Below are 19,646 nucleotides of genomic sequence, written 5' to 3' on the forward strand. Positions count from 1 at the left end.
CGGTCAGCGGCCCGGCGGCCATTCCGCGTGTCGCGGCACATCGTTGTCGTCGACCAGCCAGGGCTTGTCGTGCGACGTCCATATGTGGATCGCCGGCCGCGCGCCGGGATCGTCGTCGAGCGTGGCCACGCGCAGGATCACGTGCGGCTGGTCGGCACGTTCGGCCACGACGTGCGCACCGCAGACGCGGCAGAAGCGCCGGACCTTTCCCGGCGACGATTCGTATTCCGTCAGCGACGCCTCTCCGGCGACGATCCGGAAGGCCTCGCGCCGCACGCGCGCCGTGGTCGCGTAGGGCGCGGCGTGCGCCTTGCGGCAGGTGTCGCAGTGGCAGTGGCCGAACCCCGTCTCGAAGCGGTCGACCTCGTAGCGCACCGCGCCGCACAGACAGCTGCCTCTGACCATCGCCCGCCGCCTCCCGTCCGCCCCGTCGAGCCTAGCAAAGCGTCGGTCGAACGGCGAGTTCAGCCTTCCGCCGCGGGCAGGCGCACCCAGTCCGGCGGGACCGGCCGCAGCTTCGCGCCGCCGGCGGTCAGTCCTTCGACGGCGCCGCGCGCGCGCTCGACGGCGTCGAGACGCAACAGCGCCAGCGCGTGGCCGCCGATGCCGGAGCGGATCTCGCCCGCCTCCTGGCCGTCCAAGGTCACCGGCGTGCCGGGCGCCGGAAGCGGCCCTTCGACGGACACGGGCAGCAGGCGCTTCTTGATCAGCGCGCGGTATTTGGTGCGCGCCGTCAGCTCCTGTCCCATGTAGCAGCCCTTCTTCCAGTCGACGCCGTTGAGCTCGTCGAATCCGTTCTCCAGCAGCAGCGCCTTCTCGACCGGCAGGTCGCGGCTGCCATCGGGGACGCCCAGCCCGATGCGCAAATTCTCGTAGTCGTCGAACGGCAGCGCGGCGAAACCCTTGGCCGACAGCAGGGCCGCCGCGTGGCCCTGCGGCGCGAGCACGCGCACGCCCAGCGCCGGCAACCGCGGATCGACCAGCGCGACCCCGTCGTCGAGCGTCCGCGCCGCGCCGGCCTCCTCAGGCAGGCCCAGCGCCCCGGCGGCGCCCGGACCGAACGCCACCGCGACCTCCATCGACTCGCCGAGATCGGCCACGGTCACCTTCGAACGCAATTTGTAGATGGTCAGCTTCTTGGCCAGCGCGGCCGCGCGGTCGCGCTCGACCTCGAGCAGGAACGAATCGTCGCGGGCCACGACCGTCATGTCCCACAGGAAGCGGCCCTGCGGCGTCAACAGCGCCGCGTGCACGGCGCGGTCCGATGACACCCGCTCGACATCGTTGGAGATCAGACCTTGCAGAAACGCCACGCGGTCGTCGCCGCCGACGCGCACGACGCCACGGTGTCCGACGATGCAAAACCCCATCTGTGTCATGGTCATCCGCGCCGCTTTTCTCGGTCCAGTATAGGGTCAAGTGGGGGCGGCGCGTAGCGCGGGCAAGGGCGCCGGCCCGCCGGTGGCCGCGGACGGCCGCCGAAGCGCTTTGGCGCGGCGTGTCGATAGATGCTAGGAGCCGCGGGCGGACGTGGAGGCGGGTGTCGGGATGGAAAGCTACGATCTGGTCGTGCGCGGCGGCGCCGCCCACACGACGGCCGGGCTCGTGCCGGCCGACATCGGCGTGCGCGCGGGCCGCATCGCCGCGATCGGGGATCTGGGCTCGGCGAAGGCCGCGGCGGTGTTCGACGCGGCTGGCCTGACGGTGCTGCCGGGCGTGATCGACACCCAGGTGCATTTCCGCGAGCCCGGGCTGGAGCACAAGGAGGATCTCGAGAGCGGGACCCGGGGCGCCGTTCTGGGCGGCGTCACCGCCGTGTTCGAGATGCCCAACACGAAGCCGAGCACGCTGACCGCCGCCGACATGGACGAGAAGCTGCGCCGCGCGCGCGGCCGGACATGGTGCGACTACTCCTTCTACATGGGCGGCTCGGCCGACAACGTCGAGCATCTGCCGGTATTGGAGCGGCTGCCCGGCGTCTGCGGCGTGAAGGTGTTCATGGGCGCATCGACCGGCACGCTGCTGGTGCCCGACGACGACACGCTCGACCGCATCCTCGCCAACGGCGTGCGCCGCATGGCCGTCCATTGCGAGGACGAGGAGCGCATGAACGCGCGCAAGGACCTCGGCCGCGTCCCCGGCGCCACGGCGCATCTGCATCCCGTCGTGCGCGATGTCGAATCGGCGCTGCTGGCGACCCGCCGCCTGATCCGGCTGGCGCGCAAGAACGCCCGCCGCGTCCATGTGCTGCACGTCACCACGGCGGAGGAGATGCTGTTCCTGCGCGACCACAAGGACATCGCCACGGTCGAGGCGACGCCGCAGCACCTCACGCTGTTCGCACCGGATTGCTACGACCGGCTCGGCACCTTCGCGCAGATGAACCCGCCGATCCGCGAGGCGCGCCATCGCGAGGCGCTGTGGGAGGCGGTCCGCGACGGCACGGTCGACGTGATCGGCTCCGACCACGCCCCGCACACGCGCGAGGAGAAGTCCAAGCCCTATCCCGACTCGCCGTCGGGCATGCCGGGGGTGCAGACGCTGCTGCCGCTGCTGCTCGACCACATGAACGCCGGCCGGTTGTCGCTGGCGCGGCTGGTCGACCTCACGTCGGCCGGCGCGCAGCGGCTGTTCGGGCTGGCCAACAAGGGCCGCATCGCGCTGGGCTACGACGCGGATTTCACGGTGGTCGACCTCAAGGCGCGGCGCGAGATCACCGAGCGCTGGATGGCGACGAAATCGGGCTGGACGCCGTACGCCGGCATGGTCGTGACGGGCTGGCCGAAGGCGACGATCGTGCGCGGAAACGTCGTCATGCGCGACGACGAGCTCCAGGGCGCGCCGTCGGGGGCGCCGTTGCGGTTCACGGACACGTTGGCGAAGGAAGGATGACTGGAATGGCGACGTTCAGGGCGCTGGTGTCGGAGCAGGGCGCCGACAGGAAGGTGACGAGCTCGATCCAGGAGGTCGACGAGGGCCGGCTGCCGCCGGGCGACGTCACCGTGAAGGTCGAGCACTCGACGCTGAACTACAAGGACGGGCTGGTGCTCACGAGCGGCGGCGGCCTGGTGAAGACGTGGCCGCATGTCGGCGGCATCGATCTGGCGGGCACGGTCTCGGAGTCCGCGTCGCCGTCGTTCAAACCGGGCGACCGCGTCGTCGTCAACGGCTACCGCGTCGGCGAGCTGCGCTGGGGCGGCTACGCCACGACGGCGCGCCTCGAGGCCGGCATGGTCGTCAAGCTGCCGGACGCGATCTCGACGAAGCGGGCGATGGCGATCGGCACGGCGGGGTACACGTCGATGCTGTGCGTCGCGGCCTTGGAGCGCCACGGATTGTCGCCCGACAAGGGCGAGGTGCTGGTGACCGGCGCGGCCGGCGGCGTCGGCAGCGTCGCGGTCGCGATCCTGGCGAAACTCGGATACAGCGTCGTGGCCGCCACCGGCCGGCCGCAGGAGGCCGACTACCTCCAGGGGCTCGGCGCCGGCACGATCATGGAGCGCCGCGAGTTGACGGAGGCGGCCGACCGGCCGCTGTTGAGCGAGCGCTTCGCGGGCGTCGTCGACACGGTCTCCGGTGTGATGCTGGCGCGGTCGCTGGCGATGGTGAAGTACGGGGGCGCGGCCGCGGTGTGCGGTCTGGCCGGCGGCGCCGCGTTCCCCGGCAGCATCATCCCGTTCATCCTGCGTGGCGTGTCGATGCTCGGCATCGAGTCGGTGATGCTGCCGATGGCGCCGCGCGTCGAGGCGTGGCGCCGGCTGGCGACCGACCTGCCGTTCGACAAGCTTGACGCCATGGTGGTCGACGCCAAGCTCGGCGACCTGCCGGCTCTGGCGCCCAGGATCCTGAAGGGCGAGGTGCGCGGCCGCGTCGTGGTCGACGTCGCGGGCTAGTTCCGCCGCGATGCCGCGCCGCCTGCCGCCGCTGGGGTCGATCGAGGCGTTCGCCGCGGCGGCGCGTTCGCTCAGCTTCACCGAGGCGGCGCGGCAGCTCGGCCTGACGGTCTCGGCGGTGAGCCGGCGCGTGGCCGCGCTCGAGGACGCGCTGGGCGCGCGGCTGTTCCACCGTCTCAACCGCGCGCTCCGGCTGACGCCGGCCGGCGAGGCCTACGCGGCCGCGATCGGGCCGGCGCTGGCGTCGCTGCGCGCCGCCGGCGACCGCGTGCGGCCGCCGCACGGCGGCGCCCGCGTCACCGTGTCGATGCCGGCGTCGTTCGCCACGCTGTGGTTGCTGCCGCGCCTGGCCGGCTTCGCCGCGCGGCATCCCGCGGTCGATCTCGCCGTGGTCACCGCCACGCGCGCGCCGGAGGCCGGCCGGGGAGACGTCGACCTCGCGGTGGCGATCGGCACCGGGCGCTGGCCGGGCTGGGCGGCCGAGCGGCTGCTGCCGATGCGCGTGCGCCCGGTCTGCGCGCCGCGCCTGCTGCGCGGCCGCGACGCGCTGCGCACGCCGGCCGATCTACGCCGGTTCCCGTTGCTGGGATTGTCGCAGCCGCGCGGCTTCTGGCGGCGGTGGTGCGCCGAGGCCGGCGCGCCGCCGTTCCGACCGCTGCGCACGCCGCGCTTCGAGGGACTCCATCTGCTCTACGAGGCGGCCGCCGGAGGATTGGGCGTGGCGCTGGCATTTGACGATCTCGCGCGCCCCTATCTCGACGACGGCCGTCTGGTCGAGCCGTTCGATGTGTCCTACGTGCCCGACGAGGCGTGGTGGCTGCTGCGCCGCCCGCGCGACGCGCGGTCGTCGGCCGTGGCCGCCGCGCGCCGCTGGCTGCTGCGCGAGGCCGCCGCCGGATAGTGCCGCCGTTTCGGTTGCGCCGGACGCAACCGAAGCGGCGGCGAATGCGTTTGCGGCGGCGTGCTGCCCGCCGGATTCTGGCGCCGACATGGAGGTCGGCATGGAAACCGCGGCGCCGGCGTTGCCGGCCGGATTCGAACCTTTCGCCTACAGCAGCCCGTTCCTCGACGCGGTCGGGCCGTTGTTCGAGGGCGCCGCCGAGGACGGCGCCCTGCTGCTGGGCCTGCGCATAGAGGCGCGGCACTGCAACCGCCGCGGCTTCGCGCATGGCGGTCTGCTGGTGACGCTCGCGGATCTCACCCTCGGCTACTCGCTGGGCTCGGTCACGGGGCGCCGCGGCTTCGTCACGGCCAATCTGTCGACCGACTTCGCCGGCGCGGCGAAGCTTGGCGAGTGGGTCCAGGCGCGCGCCGACGTGCAGAAGGCCGGCGGCTCGCTGGCCTTCGCCAACTGCTACATCACCGCCGACGGCAGGCGCATCGTGCGCGCCAGCGGCATCTTCAGCGCGCCGCGCGCCGCCTGAGCCGGCCGCGTCACAGCATGCACAGCGACAGCAGCGCCTGCATCGCGGCCTCGCTGCCGCGCAGGTGCAGGCGCAACGGCGGGGCGGCCCGGCCGGGCGACGCCGCCGCGCGGTCGACCACCACGGCGTTGCCCGCCCTCAGGCTGTCGACGACGCCCGGCGACAGCGGCCGCGACAGCCAGTCGCCCCGGTCGACGTGCTCGAGCTCGACCGGCGCCTGCGCGTCGATCCGCGCCGACATCGCGCCGCGCCACTCCCGCGGTCCGTGGCCGATGTCGGGATCGGCGTAGTGCAGGCGCAACGCGGGTTCGCGGTTCTCGACAGAGCAGACGACGTTGAGGATGGCGCCGCCGCGCAGGCCGCGCGGCTCCATGAACGCGGCCGGTCGCGCGACGGCGATCGAGCGCCAGTTGCCCTTGTCGGCCTGGACGGCCGACCACACGTGGTCCGGAGCGGACTGCGCGGCCGCCGCGGAGGAGAGCAGGACGGTCGCCAGGACGGCGAACGTGGACGAACGCGCCGTCGGACGGGTCGGCATGGCGTGCTCCCGGTCTTGACGCCGCGAGGATAGCGCGATTAGCGGCCGGCGGCACGCCGCGACGCCGTCTCGCGCCGGCGGTCGCCGCGGTATAGGATGCCGGCGACCGCCAACCGGAGCCTCGCCAGATGTCGTCCGCCTCTTCCTCTCAGCCCGTCGCCAACAACCTCGACGCGTTCTTCATGCCGTTCACGGCGAACCGCCAGTTCAAGAAGAACCCGCGGTTGCTGGCCAAGGCGAAGGGCGTGCACTACTGGACGCCGGACGGGCGCCGCGTGCTCGACGGCACCGCCGGTTTGTGGTGCGTCAACGCCGGACACGGCCGCGAGGAGATCAAGGCCGCGATCGCCGCCCAGCTCGACGAGATGGACTACGCGCCGTCGTTCCAGATGGGACATCCCCGCGCCTTCGAGCTGGCGGCGCGCCACGCCGCGATGCTGCCGGGCGACCTCAACCACGCCTTCTACTGCAATTCCGGCTCGGAGGCGGTCGACAGCGCGCTGAAGATCGCGCTGGCGTTCCACCGCGCCCGGGGCGAGGGCACGCGCACGCGTTTCATCGGCCGCGAGCGCGGCTACCACGGCGTCGGCTTCGGCGGTATCTCCGTGGGCGGCATGGTCAACAACCGCAAGTTCTTCGGCACGGCGCTGCCGGGCGTCGACCACCTGCAGCACACGCACCAGCCGGCCCGGAACGCGTTCTCGCGCGGCGAGCCGGAGCACGGCGTCGAGCTGGCCGACGAGCTGGAGCGCATCGTCGGCCTGCACGACGCCTCGAACATCGCCGCCGTGATCGTCGAGCCGTGCGCCGGATCGACCGGCTTCCTGCCGCCGCCGAAGGGCTACCTCAAGCGCCTGCGCGAGATCTGCGACAAGCACGGCATCCTGCTGATCTTCGACGAGGTCATCACCGGCTTCGGCCGCCTCGGCACCGGCTTCGCCGCCGACTATTTCGGCGTCATCCCCGACCTGATGACGGTCGCCAAGGGCATCAGCAACGCCACCGTGCCGATGGGCGGCGTGTTCGTGCGCAAGCACGTGTTCGACGGCCTCGCCACCGGGCCGGAGAACGCCATCGAGCTGTTCCACGGCTACACCTACTCGGCGCATCCGCTGGCCTGCGCCGCGGCGTCGGCTGTGCTCGACATCTACAAGAGCGAATCGCTGTTCGAGCGCGCGGGCGAGCTGTCGACCTACTGGGCCGACGGCGTGCACTCCCTCAAGGGGATCGGCGGCGTCGTCGACATCCGCAACCTCGGCCTCGGGGCCGGCATCGACCTCGAAGCGCGCGGGCCGGTCGGCGCGCGCGGCTACGCCACCTTCGTGAAGGCGTTCGAACTCGGCCTGATGGTGCGCCAGACGGCCGACACGCTGGCGATGTCGCCGCCGCTGATCATCGAGCGGACGCAGATCGACGAGATCGTCGACATCGTCGGCAAGGCCATCCGGCAGGCCGCGTGAGACGGAGGCCGACGATGCTCGCGCGCCGCGGCCTCGCCGCCGCCCTCGCCGCCGCGGCCGTCGTCGCCGGCTGCGACCGCCCGCCCACGAAGGCCGACATCCTCAAGAAGGGCGAGGGCGCCAAGACCAAGGCCGAGCTCGAGAAGGCGCTCGGCGCGCCTGGCGAGGTCGACAAGCTGGGACCGATCGAGCGCTGGTCGTACAAGGCGTCGGACGGGTCCGTGACGTACATCATCGTCTCCGACCGGGTCCAGACCAGCGTCACCGACGACCGCAGGAAGTAGCGGCGACGGCGCGGCCCCGCGGTTCCGCGCCGCCGGCGGACCGCAATCGGCGCTTGCGTTCCGCGGCGCGACCCCCTACGATCCTCCCCAATAACGCGATCGTCCGACAACTGGACGCTGAATTGGGAGGAAGACATGGCGAACACGAAGCGTCGCGGCCTGGTCAAGGCCGCTGGTGGCGTCACGGCCGCGCATCTCGGCGGCCTCGCGGGCATCTTCGCGCCCGGCAGCGCGCCCGCGTACGGGCAGACCAAGACCGTCCACTGGCTGAAGTGGAACGACTTCGTCCCGGCCTCCGACCAGCTCCTGCGGCGCGAGATGCTGCCGGCGGCCGAGAAGGCGCTGGGCATGAAGATCAACCTCGAGACCGTGAACGGCAACGATCTCCAGCCGCGCGTCACCGCCGCGATCCAGGCCGGCGCCGGACCGGACCTGATCATGGCGTTCAACAACCAGACGCACCTCTACAGCAACAGCGTCGTCGACCTGAGCGCGCTGGCCGAGGACCTCGGCAAGAAGGAGGACGGCCTCTACAAGTACGCGCGCGCCATCTGCAGCGACGGCAAGATGTTCATGTCGATGCCGTGGGCCGTGATCGGCGGCATGATCGCCTACCGCAAATCGTGGTTCGACGAGGTCGGCGCGACGTCGTTCCCGAAGACCTGGGACGAGTACCGCAAGGTCGGCAAGCTGCTGAAGGCCAAGGGACGGCCGATCGGCCAGACGCTGGGACACACCTTCGGCGACGCGCCCGGCTTCACCTATCCCTACATGTGGTCGTGGGGCGGCAAGGAGGTCGAGGCCGACGGCAAGACGGTCGTGATCAACAGCAAGGAGACCGTCGAGTCGGTCAAGTTCATGACGGCGTTCTGGAAGGAGGCCCACGACGAGGGCGGTCTGGCCTGGGACGACACCAACAACAACCGCGCGTTCCTGTCGCAGACGATCTCGGCGACGCTCAACGGCGCCTCGATCTACATCGAGACGCTGCGCAAGGCCGACCAGTACAAGACCGACAAGGGCGGCCCGATGAACAAGGACATCCTGCACGCGCCGCTTCCGGCGGGACCGGCGGGACAGTACGGCTTCCATCTGCTGCAGTCCCACATGCTGATGAAGTACTCGAAGAACCAGGACGCCGCGAAGGAGTTCCTGAAGTGGATCCACACGGAGTCCAACTACGAGAGGTGGTTCATCTCGCAGAAGGGCTTCGCCACGCCGTGCACCGCCAAGTGGGAGAAGCACAAGGTGTGGGACGAGGATCCGGTGATGACGCCGTTCAAGGTCGCCGCGAAGCTCGGTCAGGCCGTCGGTCACGCCGGTCCGCCCAACGGCAAGGCCGCCGAGGTGCTGTCGAAGTACATCGTCACCGACATGTACGCCAAGGCGGCGCAGGGCATGCCGGCGGAGGACGCCGTCAAGTGGGCCGAGGGCGAGCTCAAGAAGGTCTACGTCTGAGCGCGCCGCGCGTCCGGGGCGGCGACCGCCCCGGACGACGCGCCGTCCGATCCTGACGACTGGCGGGAGTTGACGAGATGGCCGTGACGACGACCGCGGGGACCGGCGGCGTGCGCCCGAGGCCGCGCATCCGCCGGTTCGAGGACGAGCGCTGGCTTGCCTACGCGCTGCTGGCGCCTACGGCGGTGCTGCTGGCGCTGTTCATCGCCTACCCGTTCGTGAAGGGCGTGCTGCTGTCGTTGACCAGCTCCCGGGTCGGCGTCGAGGGCGAGTTCGTCGGACTCAAGAACTTCATCAAGGTCTTCAACGACGGCATCTTCCGCGAGGCCATGTGGAACACGTTCTGGTACACGGGCGTGACCACGGTGTTCAAGCTGGCTCTGGGGCTGTGGTTGGCGCTGCTGCTGAACCGCAATTTCAAGGGCAAGGCGTACCTTCGGGCGGCCATCCTTCTGCCGTTCATCATCCCCACGGTGCTGTCGACCTTCGCGTGGAAATGGATGTTCGATCCGACCTTCAGCGTGATCAACTGGGCGCTGTTCAAAGTCGGCCTGATCGAGCAGCGCATCAACTGGCTGGGCGATCCCGACCTCGCGATGGCGTCGATCATGATCGTCAACATCTGGCGAGGGGTGCCGTTCTTCGCCATCAGCCTGCTGGCCGGCCTCCAGACGATCAGCCCCGAGCTCCAGGAGGCCGCCGCCATCGACGGCGCCCGTCCGCTGCAGCGCTTCTGGTACGTGACGTGGCCGCTGCTTCTGCCGGTGACGATGGTGGTCGTGCTGTTCTCGGTGATCCAGACCTTCGCCGACTTCCAGCTGGTCTACGTCATGACCGGCGGCGGCCCGGCCAACGCCACGCACCTCTTCGCCACATACGCCTATCAGCTCGGTATCGGCACCGGGCTGTTGTCCGAGGGCGCGGCGGTATCGCTGGCGGTGTTCCCGTTCCTGTTCCTGATCGTCGTCGTGCAGCTCCTGTACATCCGCCGAGTGGAGACCCGCTGACATGATCGAGGGAGCCCTCTGGCGGAAGTGGGTGTACTTCTACATCCCTCTCGCGCTGTTCGTGTTCGTCCTGCTGTTCCCGTTCTACTGGATGGGGATCACCACGTTCCGCCCGGACGGCGAGCTCTACCAGCCGTGGAACTCGCCGCGCTATCAGCCGTTCTGGACCAACAACCCGACCTGGGACCACATCGCCTACCTGCTCGAGGAGACGTTGTTCTCGAGATGGATGTGGAACACGATGCTGATCGCGGGCGTGTCCACGATCGTGTCCCTGTTCTGCGGCGTCCTGGCCGGCTACGCGCTGTCGCGGCTCAACTTCCCGTTCGCGGGCAGCCTCGGCACCGTGATCTTCATCACCTACCTGGTGCCGCAGACCCTGCTGTTCATCCCGCTGGCCGAGATCATCCGGAACTTCCAGCTCGGCGACACGCCGTGGTCGCTGATGCTGACCTACCCGACGTTCCTGATCCCGTTCTGCACCTGGCTGATGATGGGGTACTTCAAGGCGATCCCGAAGGAGCTGGAGGAGTGCGCCCGCATCGACGGCGCCTCGCGCTGGCAGGCGATGGTCTACATCATCATCCCGATCGCGGTGCCGGGCATCCTGTCGGCCGGCATCTTCGCCTTCACGCTGTCGTGGAACGAGTTCATCTACGCGCTCGTGTTCCTGTCGTCGCCCGAGCAGAAGACGGTGCCGGTCGGCGTCACCTCGGAGCTGATCCGTGGCGACGTCTTCTTCTGGGGGTCGCTGATGGCCGGAGCGCTGCTCGGCTCGATCCCGGTGGCGTTCGTCTACTCGTTCTTCGTCGAGCACTACGTCGCGGGCCTCACCGGCTCGGTCAAGGGCTGAACCAACGCGCCGCGCCCGCCGCGGCCCCGGGGGAATCATGGCGCAGGTAACCATCCGCCAGGTCAACAAGATGTACGACGGCGCCGTGCACGCCGTGAAGGACGTCAACCTCGAGATCCACGACAAGGAGTTCGTGGTGTTCGTGGGGCCGTCGGGATGCGGCAAGACCACGACCCTGCGCATGGTCGCGGGACTGGAGTCGATCACCTCGGGCGAGATCCTGGTCGACGACGTGGTCGTCAACGAGCTGCCGCCGATGGACCGCGACATCGCCATGGTGTTCCAGAACTACGCGCTCTATCCGCACATGAGCGTGTTCGACAACATGGCCTTCGGCCTGAAGATGCGGAAGTTCGAGCGCGCCGAGATCGAGAAGCGGGTGCGCGAGGCGGCCGACATCCTCGACATCGGAGAGCTGCTCAAGCGCAAGCCGCGGCAGCTCTCGGGCGGCCAGCGCCAGCGCGTGGCCCTCGGCCGCGCCATCGTGCGGCACCCAAAGGTGTTCCTGTTCGACGAGCCGCTCAGCAACCTCGACGCCAAGCTGCGCGTGCAGATGCGCGTCGAGCTCAAGAAGCTGCACGAGCGGCTCGGCACGACCGCGATCTACGTCACCCACGACCAGGTCGAGGCGATGACGCTGGGCGACCGCGTCGTCGTGATGAAGGACGGCGTCGTGCAGCAGGTCGGCGAGCCGCTGACGCTCTACAACGAGCCGGCCAACCGCTTCGTGGCGGGCTTCATCGGCTCGCCCGGCATGAACTTCCTGCCCGTGTCGGTCGAGACCGGCGCCGACGGCGTCTGGGTGGCGGGCGGCGGATTGCGGCTGCGGCTGCCTGAGCCGCTCGCCGGCCGGGCGCGCGCCGCCGGCGTCAAGGCCGGCACGCTCGGCGTGCGGCCGGAGAACCTCCACGTCGCGACCGACGCCGATTCCGACGACCGCTGCTTCACGGCCGAGGTCGAGGTGGTCGAGCGGCTGGGCTCGGAGATCCTGCTCGACATGCGCATCCCCGCCGGCATGGTCGTCGCCAGCGTCGAACCCACGGTGCAGGTGCGCGCCCACGACATGCTCCGCCTGTCGGTGAAGCCCGAGCGGCTGCACCTGTTCAACGGGGCGGACGAGGTCGCCGTCTGACCGTCCGCCGCCGCGCGGCGGCGGCGCGGGGCGATTCCACCGGCGGGGGAAACCATCTAGGCTGCGGCCGTGGCGGCGGCGCGGTGTCGCGCCTGTTCCGATGGAGGGCCGCATGAAGGTCGTGATCACCGGCGGCGCCGGTTTCCTCGGCAAGAAGCTCGCGCGGCGCCTGCTCGCCGGGGAGGCCCTGGTCGGGCCGGCCGGGCGGCCGCAGCGCGTCGGCGAACTGGTGTTGTTCGACGTCGGAAAGGCGGAGGGGCCGGGACTCGACGATCCGCGCGTGCGGACGGTGGCGGGCGACATCGCCAACTTCGCCACCGTGCAGTCCATCGTGCAGGGCGCCGCCACCGTGTTCCATTTCGCCGCCGTGGTCAGCGCCGGCGCCGAGGCCGATTTCGATCTCGGCTACCGCGTCAATCTCGACGGCGCGCGCAACGTGCTCGAGGCCTGCCGCGCGCTGGGCACCGCGCCGCGCGTGATCTTCACCTCCTCGCTCGCGGCCTACGGCGGCGATCTGCCGCCGGCCGTCGGCGACGACACGCCGCTGACGCCGCAGACGTCGTACGGCGCGCAGAAGGCGATCGGCGAGTTCCTGGCGCGCGACTACACGCGCAAGGGCTACGTGCGCGGCACCGCCATCCGGCTGCCGACGATCTGCGTGCGCACGGGCCGGCCCAACAAGGCGGCCTCGACCTGGGCCAGCTCGATCGTCCGCGAGCCGCTGTCGGGCGTCGACGTGGTGTGCCCCGTCACGCCCGACTCCGTGATGGCGGTCCTGAGCCCGCGACGGACGGTCGAGGCGTTCGTGCGCGCGCACAACCTCGATGTCGACGCGTTCGGCCCCGGCCGCGCCCTGCTGCTCAACGGCATCTCGGTCACGGCGCGCGATCTCGAGGCCGCGATGCGGCGCCATGCCGGCAACCGGAAGCTGGGCAACGTCGCGTGGGAGCACGACCCCGCGATCCAGCGGATCGTCGACGGCTGGCCGCGCGGCATCGATTCGGCGCGCGCGCGTCGGCTCGGTTTCGAGACCGACCGCGACCTCGACGAGATCGTTCGGCACTTCGTGGCCGACGACCTCGACGAGCAGATCGCGGGGCTCGCCGTCTAACGGGCGGCGCGGGGGCCGCCCCAGACGCGGCCGAGCGCCTCGCTGAGCAACCACATGCCGAGGCCCCAGAAGGCGTAGACGAGCGGCGCGATGTACACGCCGGGCGCGCGGAAGCCGTTGCCGAGCGCCGCGCCCTTGAGCGGCGCCACGATGAACCAGTTCGCCAGCGTCGGCACGATCATCGCGAACAGGATCCAGCCGACGGCGCCGGTCAGGCCGGCGGGCAGCCGCGGCACGAGAAAGGCGCCGACCACGCCCCAGAGCCCGCCCCAGAACATGTAGGAGAAGATCAGCGGCACGCCGAGCGGCTTCGTCGCCGTCATGGCGTAGGTCGTGGCCTTGATCACGCCAAGCTGCGTCAGGACGAGGAACCCGACCTGGTGGAACGCGACGATGGCGACGGCGCCGGCGAAGAAGCCGATCAACGCCGTGCGCAGGACCTAAGTGTCGTTCATGGTGATAGCCTCCCCCGCGTCGCCCGCGCGGCGGGAATATCGTCGCCGACTTTCCCGCCCGTGGCCAGTCGGCGCACGGGCGACGCGGCGGTGCCTAGGTTACCGTGCCGTCATCTCGTCGCGTTCCGTCGGTGCCGGAACGTCCCGTCGTCAGGGCCGCATCCAGTACCGCGCCTCGCCGCCGCGGACCGGCGCGGCGAGATTGGCGAACTCGCACAGCAACCGGCGCGTGTCGCGCGGATCGACGATCTCCTCGATCCAGAACGCCTCGGCGCTGCGGAAAGGCGAGCGCAGCTTGTTCAGCCGTCCCTCGATCTCGTCGAGTTTCGCCTTGGGGTCGGGCGCGGCGTCGATGTCGGCCCGGTACGCGGCTTCGATCCCGCCCTCCAGCGGCAGCGAGCCCCAGCGGCCCGAGGGCCAGGCGTAGCGCAGCGCGACCCGGCCGGTGTTCTTGTGGGCCGCGCCTGCGACGCCGAAATTGTTGCGCACGATGAAGGTGCACCACGGCACCGTGATCTGGTGCATCGCCGCCATGGCGCGCACGCCGGCCTTGATGACGCCGCTGCGCTCCGCCTCGAGACCGATCAGGAAGCCGGGGCAGTCCTCGAGATAGACGACGGGGATGCGGAAGGTCTCGGCCAGATCCATGAAACGGATCACCTTCTGGCAGGTGTCGGCGGTCCAGGCGCCGCCGTAGTGCGTGGGGTCGCTGGCCATCATCGCCACCGGCCAACCGTCGATCCGGCAAAGTCCGGTGATCACCGAGCGGCCGTAGAGCTTGTTCATTTCGAAGAAGCTGCCCTTGTCGACGACCGAGTTCACGATCTGCCGCATGGCGTAGACCTTGCGCGTGTCGCGCGGGATGATGGACAGGAGCTTCTCGTCACGGCGCGCCGGATCGTCGGTCGCGGCGCCGCGCGCCGGTGGATCGCCCGCCGATTGCGGCATGTACGACAGGAACCTCCGCGCCATCGCGAAAGCCTCCTCCTCGCTGTCGACGGCCTCGTCGACGGCGCCGGCGCGGAGCTGGATCTCCCAGCCGCCCAGCTCCTCCTTGGTCAGGGCCTGGCCCAGCCGCGCGACCACCGGCGGGCCCGCGACGAACATCGCGGACAGTCCCTTGACCATGACGGAGTAGTGCGACGCGGCCAGCCGCGCCGCGCCGAGCCCCGCGACCGAGCCCAGCCCGAGCGCCACCACGGGCACCGCGCCCATGTTCGCGGTGACGACGTCGAAGCCGATCACGCCCGGCACGTTGGCGCGGCCGGTCGTCTCGATGGTCTTGACCGAGCCGCCGCCGCCGGAGCCCTCGATGATGCGGACGATCGGGATGCGGTACTGGTTCGCCATCTTCTCGGCGAGGAGATTCTTCTCCTTGATCGTGGCGTCGGCCGAACCGCCGCGCACGGTGAAGTCGTCGCCCGAGACGACCACGGGGCGGCCGTCGATCGTGCCGCGCCCGGTCACCGAGTTCGACGCCACGAGCTCGACCAGGTCGTTGCGGCCGTCGTATGTGGCCATGCCGGCGGCGCTGCCCCATTCGCGGAAGCTGCCGGGATCGAGCAGGCGGTCGATCCGTTCCCGCACCGTCAGGCGGCCGCCGTCGTGCTGGCGCTTGACCTTGTCCGGGCCGCCCATGCGCCGGACCATCTCCTGGCGGAGCTTGAGTTCGTCGAGTTCCGGTTGCCAGCTCATCCGCGATCCTTCCGTCCCTTGCCGGGTCGGCCACGCCCACGGGGCGGCCGCCGGGGCCGCACCCTAGCATCGCGCCGCCCGATGCGAGTGGCGGCGCCGTTGCGCGGGGAGCATGGCTGCATCGAGCCGGTTCCGCCGGCGCGTCGGGACGGCCGGCCGGGGCCGCGTCGGCCCCGGCGGGCGTGCCGGCCGACTAGGCGGCCGGTGTGTCGCGGCCGGTGTCCGACGGCCCCGTACCGGCCTTGCCGCGCGCCGGATTGGCCAGGAAGAAGCTCAGCACCAGGGCCGAGCCGCCGACGCCGAGGCTGTAGACCAGCAGCATGTTGCGCAGGGCGTTGAACACCACGCGCTCGGGTCCGGGCGTCGGCAGGACCGCCTGCGCGACCGGGAAGGCCAGCAACGACACCGCCGCGGCGAGGAGGCCCCGGCTGAAGACTTGGTGCATCGTCGAGGCGAACGTCACCGACCAGAGTATCAACGCCAGGACCGGCAGCAGCAGGCCGACGCGGGCGATCGGCGCGTCGATCACCAGCCCGTGGGTCACGACCAGCGCCGGTGGCGCGGCCACCATCGTCATCACGAACGCGACGGCGACGCGCATCATGAAGTCAGAGGCCTTCGAATCGTCGAGATGCGACATGTCCATCATTCACTCCATGGTCTGCCGCGGGCGGCGGCGTCCGGCCGCCTCCGGTCGTGGTCGAGGGTCAGGCGGAGGCGGAGGCGGAGGCGGAGGCGGAGGCGGAGGCGGAGGCGGAGGCGGTCTCGGCGGTCGCCTCGGGGGCGGCCGCGTTGGTGGCGCTGCGGTTGACCAGCCAGCCTAGCGCAAGGCAGGCGGAGCCGGCCGCGAGGTCGTAGCTCACCAGGAAATCCTTGCAGACGGCCGCGATGTCGGCGCCGCCCTCGGCCAGCGAACCGGCGTTCGCCAGCACGACCACGACCACCGCCAGCGGGAACAGGATCAGCATGACGCCGGCGGTCAGCAGACCGCGCGCCAAGCCGAGCTCCGGTGTCGGCGCGCGTAGCACGACCACCAGGGGAAACAGCAGAAGCCCGCACAGCAGGATCATCGCCGTGATCGCGGCGTCGTGGATCACCGTGGTGGTCGCGATGACGACCGGCGGCGCCGCGACGAACACCGTCAGGAACGACAGCGCGATGCCGATCGGGCGCTGCGCGGACTGGAATGCCTTCATTCTGGCCATCTGAGAATTCTCCCGCAATATAGATTGGCGCCCTAACTCTTACGGGCAGGCCTTGATCGATCGGATCGATTAGGCGTTCACCCGGAATATTCAGACTAAAATTTTAACTGCTGAAAATTATACTTTAGAATTAACGATTTGCAAAATCTTTTTAATCTCACATATCACGTGATAATTTCTTTTCACGATTATTCTAGCGAAATCAGTTGTCTGTGGCTTTGGCCAAGCGTATAAATAACGTGAAATTATCATTAATTTATTTAACTTCAGAGATTAGTTATGACTCGTAAGTTCATGATCTTGCTGATCTTTGTGTCGCCGATTGTCCTCCTCGCGAAGTTTGGCTCGGAGGTGCGGTATTGGTCGAATAGCGCGCTCTACAGCGTCGAGCAAAAAGTGCGCACGGCGGTGCGTGTGCAATTCTGATTACCGCCCGCTAGTCCCAGCCGGGCATTCCCGGACCGGCGACCCCGCCGATCAGATTGGCGCCATGGAGAGCGGCGAGATCGATGCCGCCGGCCGGGCGTGCCGGCACCAATCCCGCCACAGCCGCCTTGATCCGGATCTCGAGCGCCCGCCGGGCCGATTCGGCGGTCGCCACGTCGACCGCCGTGAAAGTGACGCTTTGCCCCGGCAGCAACCGGCACGTCCGGGGCAGGTCGGCGGAGATCACGGTGGCGATCTTGGTGTAGCCGCCGACGGTCTGGCGGTCGGCCAGCAGGACGATGGGCTGTCCGGCGCCGGGCACTTGGATCGCGCCCGGCGCGATTCCGTCGGACGCGATATCGGCGCCATTGGCATGCTCGACGCGCGGACCCTCCAGCCGGATTCCCATGCGGTCGGCCTCCTTGGTGACGACGTACGGGCCGCTCAGGAAGGCCGCGATGCCGGCGGCGGAGAAGTAGTCGTCCTGGGGGCCGAGCACGACGCGAACCGGTCCGGCGCCGTAGTCGAACGGCGCGCCGAGCCTTAGCTCGCCGCGCGCCGGCGCGTCGGCGAGCGCCAGCGGCAGCGCGTCGCCGTCGCGGAGCTTGCGGCCGTCGAGACCGCCGATCCCCGCGCGAGCGTAGGTCGACAAGCTGCCCATGAACGGCGCCAGCGCGAATCCGCCCGCGACGGCCAGATACCCGACCGGCACACCGTCCACCATGCCAACGCGCACCGTCTGGCCGCGTGTCAGCAGATGCGAGCGGTTCGCTTCGATGGGCCGCGCCGCGCCGCCGTCGACGTCCGTCAGGACCGGCGCCACGGGGCCGACGACGGCGATCCGCGCGCTGTCGGCCTCGATTCGGATCTCGGGGCCCATCACGCCGATCTCGAGGCAGGCGGTGTCGTCCGGGTTGCCGACCAGCGCGTTCGCCAGCCGCAGCGCGACGGAATCCATCGCGCCGGCGGTCGGCATGCCCAGCTCCTGGAAGCCGATCCGCCCGAGATCCTGCAGCGTGTCGAACAGGCCCGCCCGGACGATGCGTAGCGCCGGCGCGGTCATGGCCGGGCTCCCGGCGCCACGCGGAACCGGCCGACATCGAGCGTTCCCGCCTCCTGGGACGCCAGCAGCGCGTCGTACTCGGCGCGGCCGATACGGCGGAACCAGGTCGTGTCGCCCGGTCCGTAGAGCGACGGTTCCGCGCGGCGCGGGTCGAACATCGCCACGGGGGTGCGGCCGATCAGGTGCCAGCCGCCCGGGCTGTCCCACGCGTAGACGCCGGTCATGACGCCCGCGACCGCGACGGAGCCTTTCGGCACCCGCACCCGGGGCTCGCTCCGCCGCGGCAGCTCCAACGCCTTCGGAAGGCCGCCGATATAGGGATATCCCGGCATGAATCCGAGCACGTAGACGGTGAACGTCGCGCCGGTGTGCAGCGCGATCACCTGCTCGACGGTATGGCCGGTGCGCGCCGCCACCTCCGGCAGATCCGGCGCGAACTCGGGGTCGTCGTAGCAGCAGGGCACGATCCACGCCCGGCCGACCGACGCCGCGGCGCGGTTCTCGGCGACCAGCGAGGCGACCAGCGGCTCCAAGGCCGCGCGCGAGGTGGTCAGCGGATCGTAGTGCACCAGCAGGGCGCGGAAGCTGGGAACGGTCTCGACGACGCCGGGCAGGCGGCCGGCGGCGGCCTCGGCCTTGATCGCGGCGTGCAGGCCCATGACGCGCGCGTTGATGGCGGGGTCGATGCCGGTGCCGAACTCGACGCTGAACGCGGTGTCGCCGCAGCTGAGGTACCGCACGCTCAATTCGGCCCGCTCTCGTTTCGCGCACGGTTGACCGGCGCGGCCATGGAGCGGCTAAGATAGCGCCGGCGGCGCGCCGCGCCACATCTATCGCGCCCGCGACCAGGAGCGACGGCCATGAGCAGCGAAGTCAACATCAACGCCGACCTCGGCGAGAGCTTCGGCGCCTGGAAGATGGGCAACGATCCCGACCTGCTGAAGGTCGTCGTGTCGGCGAACGTCGCGTGCGGTTTCCACGCCAGCGACCCGTCGGTGATGGCCGAGACCGTCCGCCTGTCGGTCAAGAACGGCGTCAGCGTCGGCGCCCATCCCGGCTTCCCCGACCTGCAGGGTTTTGGCCGCCGCGTGATGCGGTTCTCGGAGGCCGAGATCGAGGCGATGATCGCCTACCAGATCGGCGCGCTGGCCGGAATCGCGGCCGCCAACGGCGGCAAGGTCACGCACGTCAAGCCGCACGGCATGATGGGCAACATGTCGGCCGAGGACGCCGGCATGGCGGCGGCCATCGCGCGCGCGTCCAAGGCGGTCGATCCGTCGCTGATCTTCCTCGCCCAGGCCAACACCGAGCAGAGCAAGGCCGCCCGCAAGGCCGGGCTGCGGGTCGCCGAGGAGGTGTTCGCCGACCGCACCTACACCGACGCCGGCCTGCTCACGCCGCGCTCGCTGCCCAACGCGATGATCCACGACGCCGACCAGGCGCTGGCGTCGGTCCGCCGCATGGTCGCGGAGCAGGCCGTGTTCTCGACCAGCGGCAAGCGCATCCCCTGCCAGGTCGATTCGATCTGCGTGCACGGCGACGGCCCGCACGCGGTCGAGACCGCGCGCGCCGTGCGCTCGGGGCTGGAGGCGACGCAGATCCGCGTGCTGCCGCTGCCCGCCATGGCGCGCATGGCCTGACG

Annotated in this window: 21 protein-coding genes; 12 read left to right on the forward strand and 9 right to left on the reverse strand. The window is 70.3% G+C overall.

The window, feature by feature from the left end:
* Positions 1 to 3: 3 nt before the first annotated feature.
* On the reverse strand, positions 4 to 405 hold the full coding sequence (locus tag IPK81_19165; protein ID QQS11664.1) for a GFA family protein: 402 nt from the start codon (positions 403 to 405) through the stop codon (positions 4 to 6).
* 59 nt (positions 406 to 464) lie between these two features.
* Positions 465 to 1,385, reverse strand: coding sequence for a folate-binding protein YgfZ (locus IPK81_19170; GenBank protein QQS11665.1), 921 nt, complete (start codon positions 1,383 to 1,385; stop codon positions 465 to 467).
* A 163-nt stretch (positions 1,386 to 1,548) separates the two neighbouring features.
* Here IPK81_19170 and IPK81_19175 point away from each other — a divergent pair, with 163 nt between their 5' ends.
* From IPK81_19175 to IPK81_19190, 4 genes are all read left to right on the forward strand, one after another.
* Positions 1,549 to 2,892: a dihydroorotase gene (locus IPK81_19175; GenBank protein ID QQS11666.1), complete on the forward strand. Its 1,344-nt coding sequence runs from the start codon at positions 1,549 to 1,551 to the stop codon at positions 2,890 to 2,892.
* Complete coding sequence (locus tag IPK81_19180; GenBank protein ID QQS11667.1) at positions 2,889 to 3,893, forward strand: oxidoreductase; 1,005 nt, start codon at positions 2,889 to 2,891, stop codon at positions 3,891 to 3,893. Before IPK81_19175 ends, IPK81_19180 begins: the two co-directional genes overlap by 4 nt.
* A gap of 10 nt (positions 3,894 to 3,903) precedes the next feature.
* Positions 3,904 to 4,794: a LysR family transcriptional regulator gene (locus IPK81_19185; protein ID QQS11668.1), complete on the forward strand. Its 891-nt coding sequence runs from the start codon at positions 3,904 to 3,906 to the stop codon at positions 4,792 to 4,794.
* Positions 4,795 to 4,894: 100 nt separating this feature from the next.
* Positions 4,895 to 5,317 carry a PaaI family thioesterase gene (locus IPK81_19190; protein ID QQS11669.1) on the forward strand — a complete coding sequence of 141 codons (423 nt, stop codon included), beginning with the start codon at positions 4,895 to 4,897 and terminating at the stop codon, positions 5,315 to 5,317.
* Positions 5,318 to 5,327: 10 nt separating this feature from the next.
* Here IPK81_19190 and IPK81_19195 read toward each other — a convergent pair whose 3' ends face one another.
* Positions 5,328 to 5,855, reverse strand: coding sequence for a hypothetical protein (locus IPK81_19195; GenBank protein ID QQS11670.1), 528 nt, complete (start codon positions 5,853 to 5,855; stop codon positions 5,328 to 5,330).
* Positions 5,856 to 5,983: 128 nt separating this feature from the next.
* Here IPK81_19195 and IPK81_19200 point away from each other — a divergent pair, with 128 nt between their 5' ends.
* From IPK81_19200 to IPK81_19230, 7 genes are all read left to right on the forward strand, one after another.
* Complete coding sequence (locus IPK81_19200; protein ID QQS11671.1) at positions 5,984 to 7,315, forward strand: aspartate aminotransferase family protein; 1,332 nt, start codon at positions 5,984 to 5,986, stop codon at positions 7,313 to 7,315.
* Positions 7,316 to 7,329: 14 nt separating this feature from the next.
* The gene (locus IPK81_19205; GenBank protein ID QQS11672.1) at positions 7,330 to 7,599 is read left to right on the forward strand and encodes a hypothetical protein; all 270 of its coding nucleotides are present in this window, start codon (positions 7,330 to 7,332) and stop codon (positions 7,597 to 7,599) included.
* Between the two features lie 135 nt (positions 7,600 to 7,734).
* Positions 7,735 to 9,057: an extracellular solute-binding protein gene (locus IPK81_19210; GenBank protein ID QQS11673.1), complete on the forward strand. Its 1,323-nt coding sequence runs from the start codon at positions 7,735 to 7,737 to the stop codon at positions 9,055 to 9,057.
* A 77-nt stretch (positions 9,058 to 9,134) separates the two neighbouring features.
* The gene (locus IPK81_19215; protein ID QQS11674.1) at positions 9,135 to 10,064 is read left to right on the forward strand and encodes a sugar ABC transporter permease; all 930 of its coding nucleotides are present in this window, start codon (positions 9,135 to 9,137) and stop codon (positions 10,062 to 10,064) included.
* Between the two features lies 1 nt (position 10,065).
* Complete coding sequence (locus IPK81_19220) at positions 10,066 to 10,917, forward strand: carbohydrate ABC transporter permease (GenBank protein QQS11675.1); 852 nt, start codon at positions 10,066 to 10,068, stop codon at positions 10,915 to 10,917.
* Between the two features lie 37 nt (positions 10,918 to 10,954).
* A complete protein-coding gene (gene ugpC / locus IPK81_19225; protein ID QQS11676.1) occupies positions 10,955 to 12,049 on the forward strand; it encodes a sn-glycerol-3-phosphate ABC transporter ATP-binding protein UgpC in 1,095 nt (364 codons plus the stop codon).
* 112 nt (positions 12,050 to 12,161) lie between these two features.
* The gene (locus IPK81_19230) at positions 12,162 to 13,160 is read left to right on the forward strand and encodes an SDR family oxidoreductase (GenBank protein QQS11677.1); all 999 of its coding nucleotides are present in this window, start codon (positions 12,162 to 12,164) and stop codon (positions 13,158 to 13,160) included.
* On the opposite strand, the gene IPK81_19235 is transcribed toward IPK81_19230, so the two are convergent.
* The 6 genes from IPK81_19235 to pxpB form a co-directional block, all read right to left on the reverse strand.
* A complete protein-coding gene (locus IPK81_19235; protein ID QQS11678.1) occupies positions 13,157 to 13,585 on the reverse strand; it encodes a hypothetical protein in 429 nt (142 codons plus the stop codon). The genes IPK81_19230 and IPK81_19235 overlap by 4 nt on opposite strands.
* 180 nt (positions 13,586 to 13,765) lie before the next feature.
* A complete protein-coding gene (locus IPK81_19240; GenBank protein ID QQS11679.1) occupies positions 13,766 to 15,310 on the reverse strand; it encodes a methylmalonyl-CoA carboxyltransferase in 1,545 nt (514 codons plus the stop codon).
* Positions 15,311 to 15,503: 193 nt separating this feature from the next.
* Positions 15,504 to 15,956, reverse strand: a complete 453-nt coding sequence (locus IPK81_19245; GenBank protein ID QQS11680.1) for a hypothetical protein — start codon at positions 15,954 to 15,956, stop codon at positions 15,504 to 15,506.
* Positions 15,957 to 16,017: 61 nt separating this feature from the next.
* Positions 16,018 to 16,515 (reverse strand): hypothetical protein, encoded by a 498-nt coding sequence (locus IPK81_19250; protein ID QQS11681.1) that lies wholly within the window; start codon positions 16,513 to 16,515, stop codon positions 16,018 to 16,020.
* 436 nt (positions 16,516 to 16,951) lie between these two features.
* Entirely contained in the window at positions 16,952 to 18,004 is a 1,053-nt protein-coding gene (locus IPK81_19255; GenBank protein QQS11682.1) for a biotin-dependent carboxyltransferase family protein, read from the reverse strand.
* Positions 18,001 to 18,750 (reverse strand): 5-oxoprolinase subunit PxpB, encoded by a 750-nt coding sequence (pxpB, locus tag IPK81_19260; GenBank protein ID QQS11683.1) that lies wholly within the window; start codon positions 18,748 to 18,750, stop codon positions 18,001 to 18,003. The genes IPK81_19255 and pxpB overlap by 4 nt, the downstream gene beginning before the upstream one ends.
* A 114-nt stretch (positions 18,751 to 18,864) precedes the next feature.
* Here pxpB and IPK81_19265 point away from each other — a divergent pair, with 114 nt between their 5' ends.
* Positions 18,865 to 19,644: a 5-oxoprolinase subunit PxpA gene (locus IPK81_19265; GenBank protein QQS11684.1), complete on the forward strand. Its 780-nt coding sequence runs from the start codon at positions 18,865 to 18,867 to the stop codon at positions 19,642 to 19,644.
* Positions 19,645 to 19,646: the final 2 nt, after the last annotated feature.

The sequence above is a fragment of the Rhodospirillales bacterium genome (assembly GCA_016699855.1).
Lineage (GTDB): Bacteria > Pseudomonadota > Alphaproteobacteria > Reyranellales > Reyranellaceae.

Excerpts from the sequence above, each read along its gene's own strand:
- IPK81_19255 (QQS11682.1), bottom strand. The coding sequence starts at position 18,004 with ATGACCGCGCCGGCGCTACGCATCGTCCGGGCGGGCCTGTTCGACACG.
- IPK81_19245 (QQS11680.1), bottom strand. The coding sequence starts at position 15,956 with ATGGACATGTCGCATCTCGACGATTCGAAGGCCTCTGACTTCATGATG.
- IPK81_19250 (QQS11681.1), bottom strand. The coding sequence starts at position 16,515 with ATGGCCAGAATGAAGGCATTCCAGTCCGCGCAGCGCCCGATCGGCATC.
- IPK81_19180 (QQS11667.1), top strand. The coding sequence starts at position 2,889 with ATGACTGGAATGGCGACGTTCAGGGCGCTGGTGTCGGAGCAGGGCGCC.
- IPK81_19185 (QQS11668.1), top strand. The coding sequence starts at position 3,904 with ATGCCGCGCCGCCTGCCGCCGCTGGGGTCGATCGAGGCGTTCGCCGCG.
- IPK81_19220 (QQS11675.1), top strand. The coding sequence starts at position 10,066 with ATGATCGAGGGAGCCCTCTGGCGGAAGTGGGTGTACTTCTACATCCCT.
- IPK81_19265 (QQS11684.1), top strand. The coding sequence starts at position 18,865 with ATGAGCAGCGAAGTCAACATCAACGCCGACCTCGGCGAGAGCTTCGGC.
- IPK81_19200 (QQS11671.1), top strand. The coding sequence starts at position 5,984 with ATGTCGTCCGCCTCTTCCTCTCAGCCCGTCGCCAACAACCTCGACGCG.
- IPK81_19170 (QQS11665.1), bottom strand. The coding sequence starts at position 1,385 with ATGACCATGACACAGATGGGGTTTTGCATCGTCGGACACCGTGGCGTC.
- IPK81_19190 (QQS11669.1), top strand. The coding sequence starts at position 4,895 with ATGGAAACCGCGGCGCCGGCGTTGCCGGCCGGATTCGAACCTTTCGCC.
- IPK81_19240 (QQS11679.1), bottom strand. The coding sequence starts at position 15,310 with ATGAGCTGGCAACCGGAACTCGACGAACTCAAGCTCCGCCAGGAGATG.
- ugpC (QQS11676.1), top strand. The coding sequence starts at position 10,955 with ATGGCGCAGGTAACCATCCGCCAGGTCAACAAGATGTACGACGGCGCC.
- IPK81_19195 (QQS11670.1), bottom strand. The coding sequence starts at position 5,855 with ATGCCGACCCGTCCGACGGCGCGTTCGTCCACGTTCGCCGTCCTGGCG.
- IPK81_19230 (QQS11677.1), top strand. The coding sequence starts at position 12,162 with ATGAAGGTCGTGATCACCGGCGGCGCCGGTTTCCTCGGCAAGAAGCTC.
- IPK81_19205 (QQS11672.1), top strand. The coding sequence starts at position 7,330 with ATGCTCGCGCGCCGCGGCCTCGCCGCCGCCCTCGCCGCCGCGGCCGTC.
- IPK81_19165 (QQS11664.1), bottom strand. The coding sequence starts at position 405 with ATGGTCAGAGGCAGCTGTCTGTGCGGCGCGGTGCGCTACGAGGTCGAC.
- IPK81_19210 (QQS11673.1), top strand. The coding sequence starts at position 7,735 with ATGGCGAACACGAAGCGTCGCGGCCTGGTCAAGGCCGCTGGTGGCGTC.
- IPK81_19175 (QQS11666.1), top strand. The coding sequence starts at position 1,549 with ATGGAAAGCTACGATCTGGTCGTGCGCGGCGGCGCCGCCCACACGACG.
- IPK81_19215 (QQS11674.1), top strand. The coding sequence starts at position 9,135 with ATGGCCGTGACGACGACCGCGGGGACCGGCGGCGTGCGCCCGAGGCCG.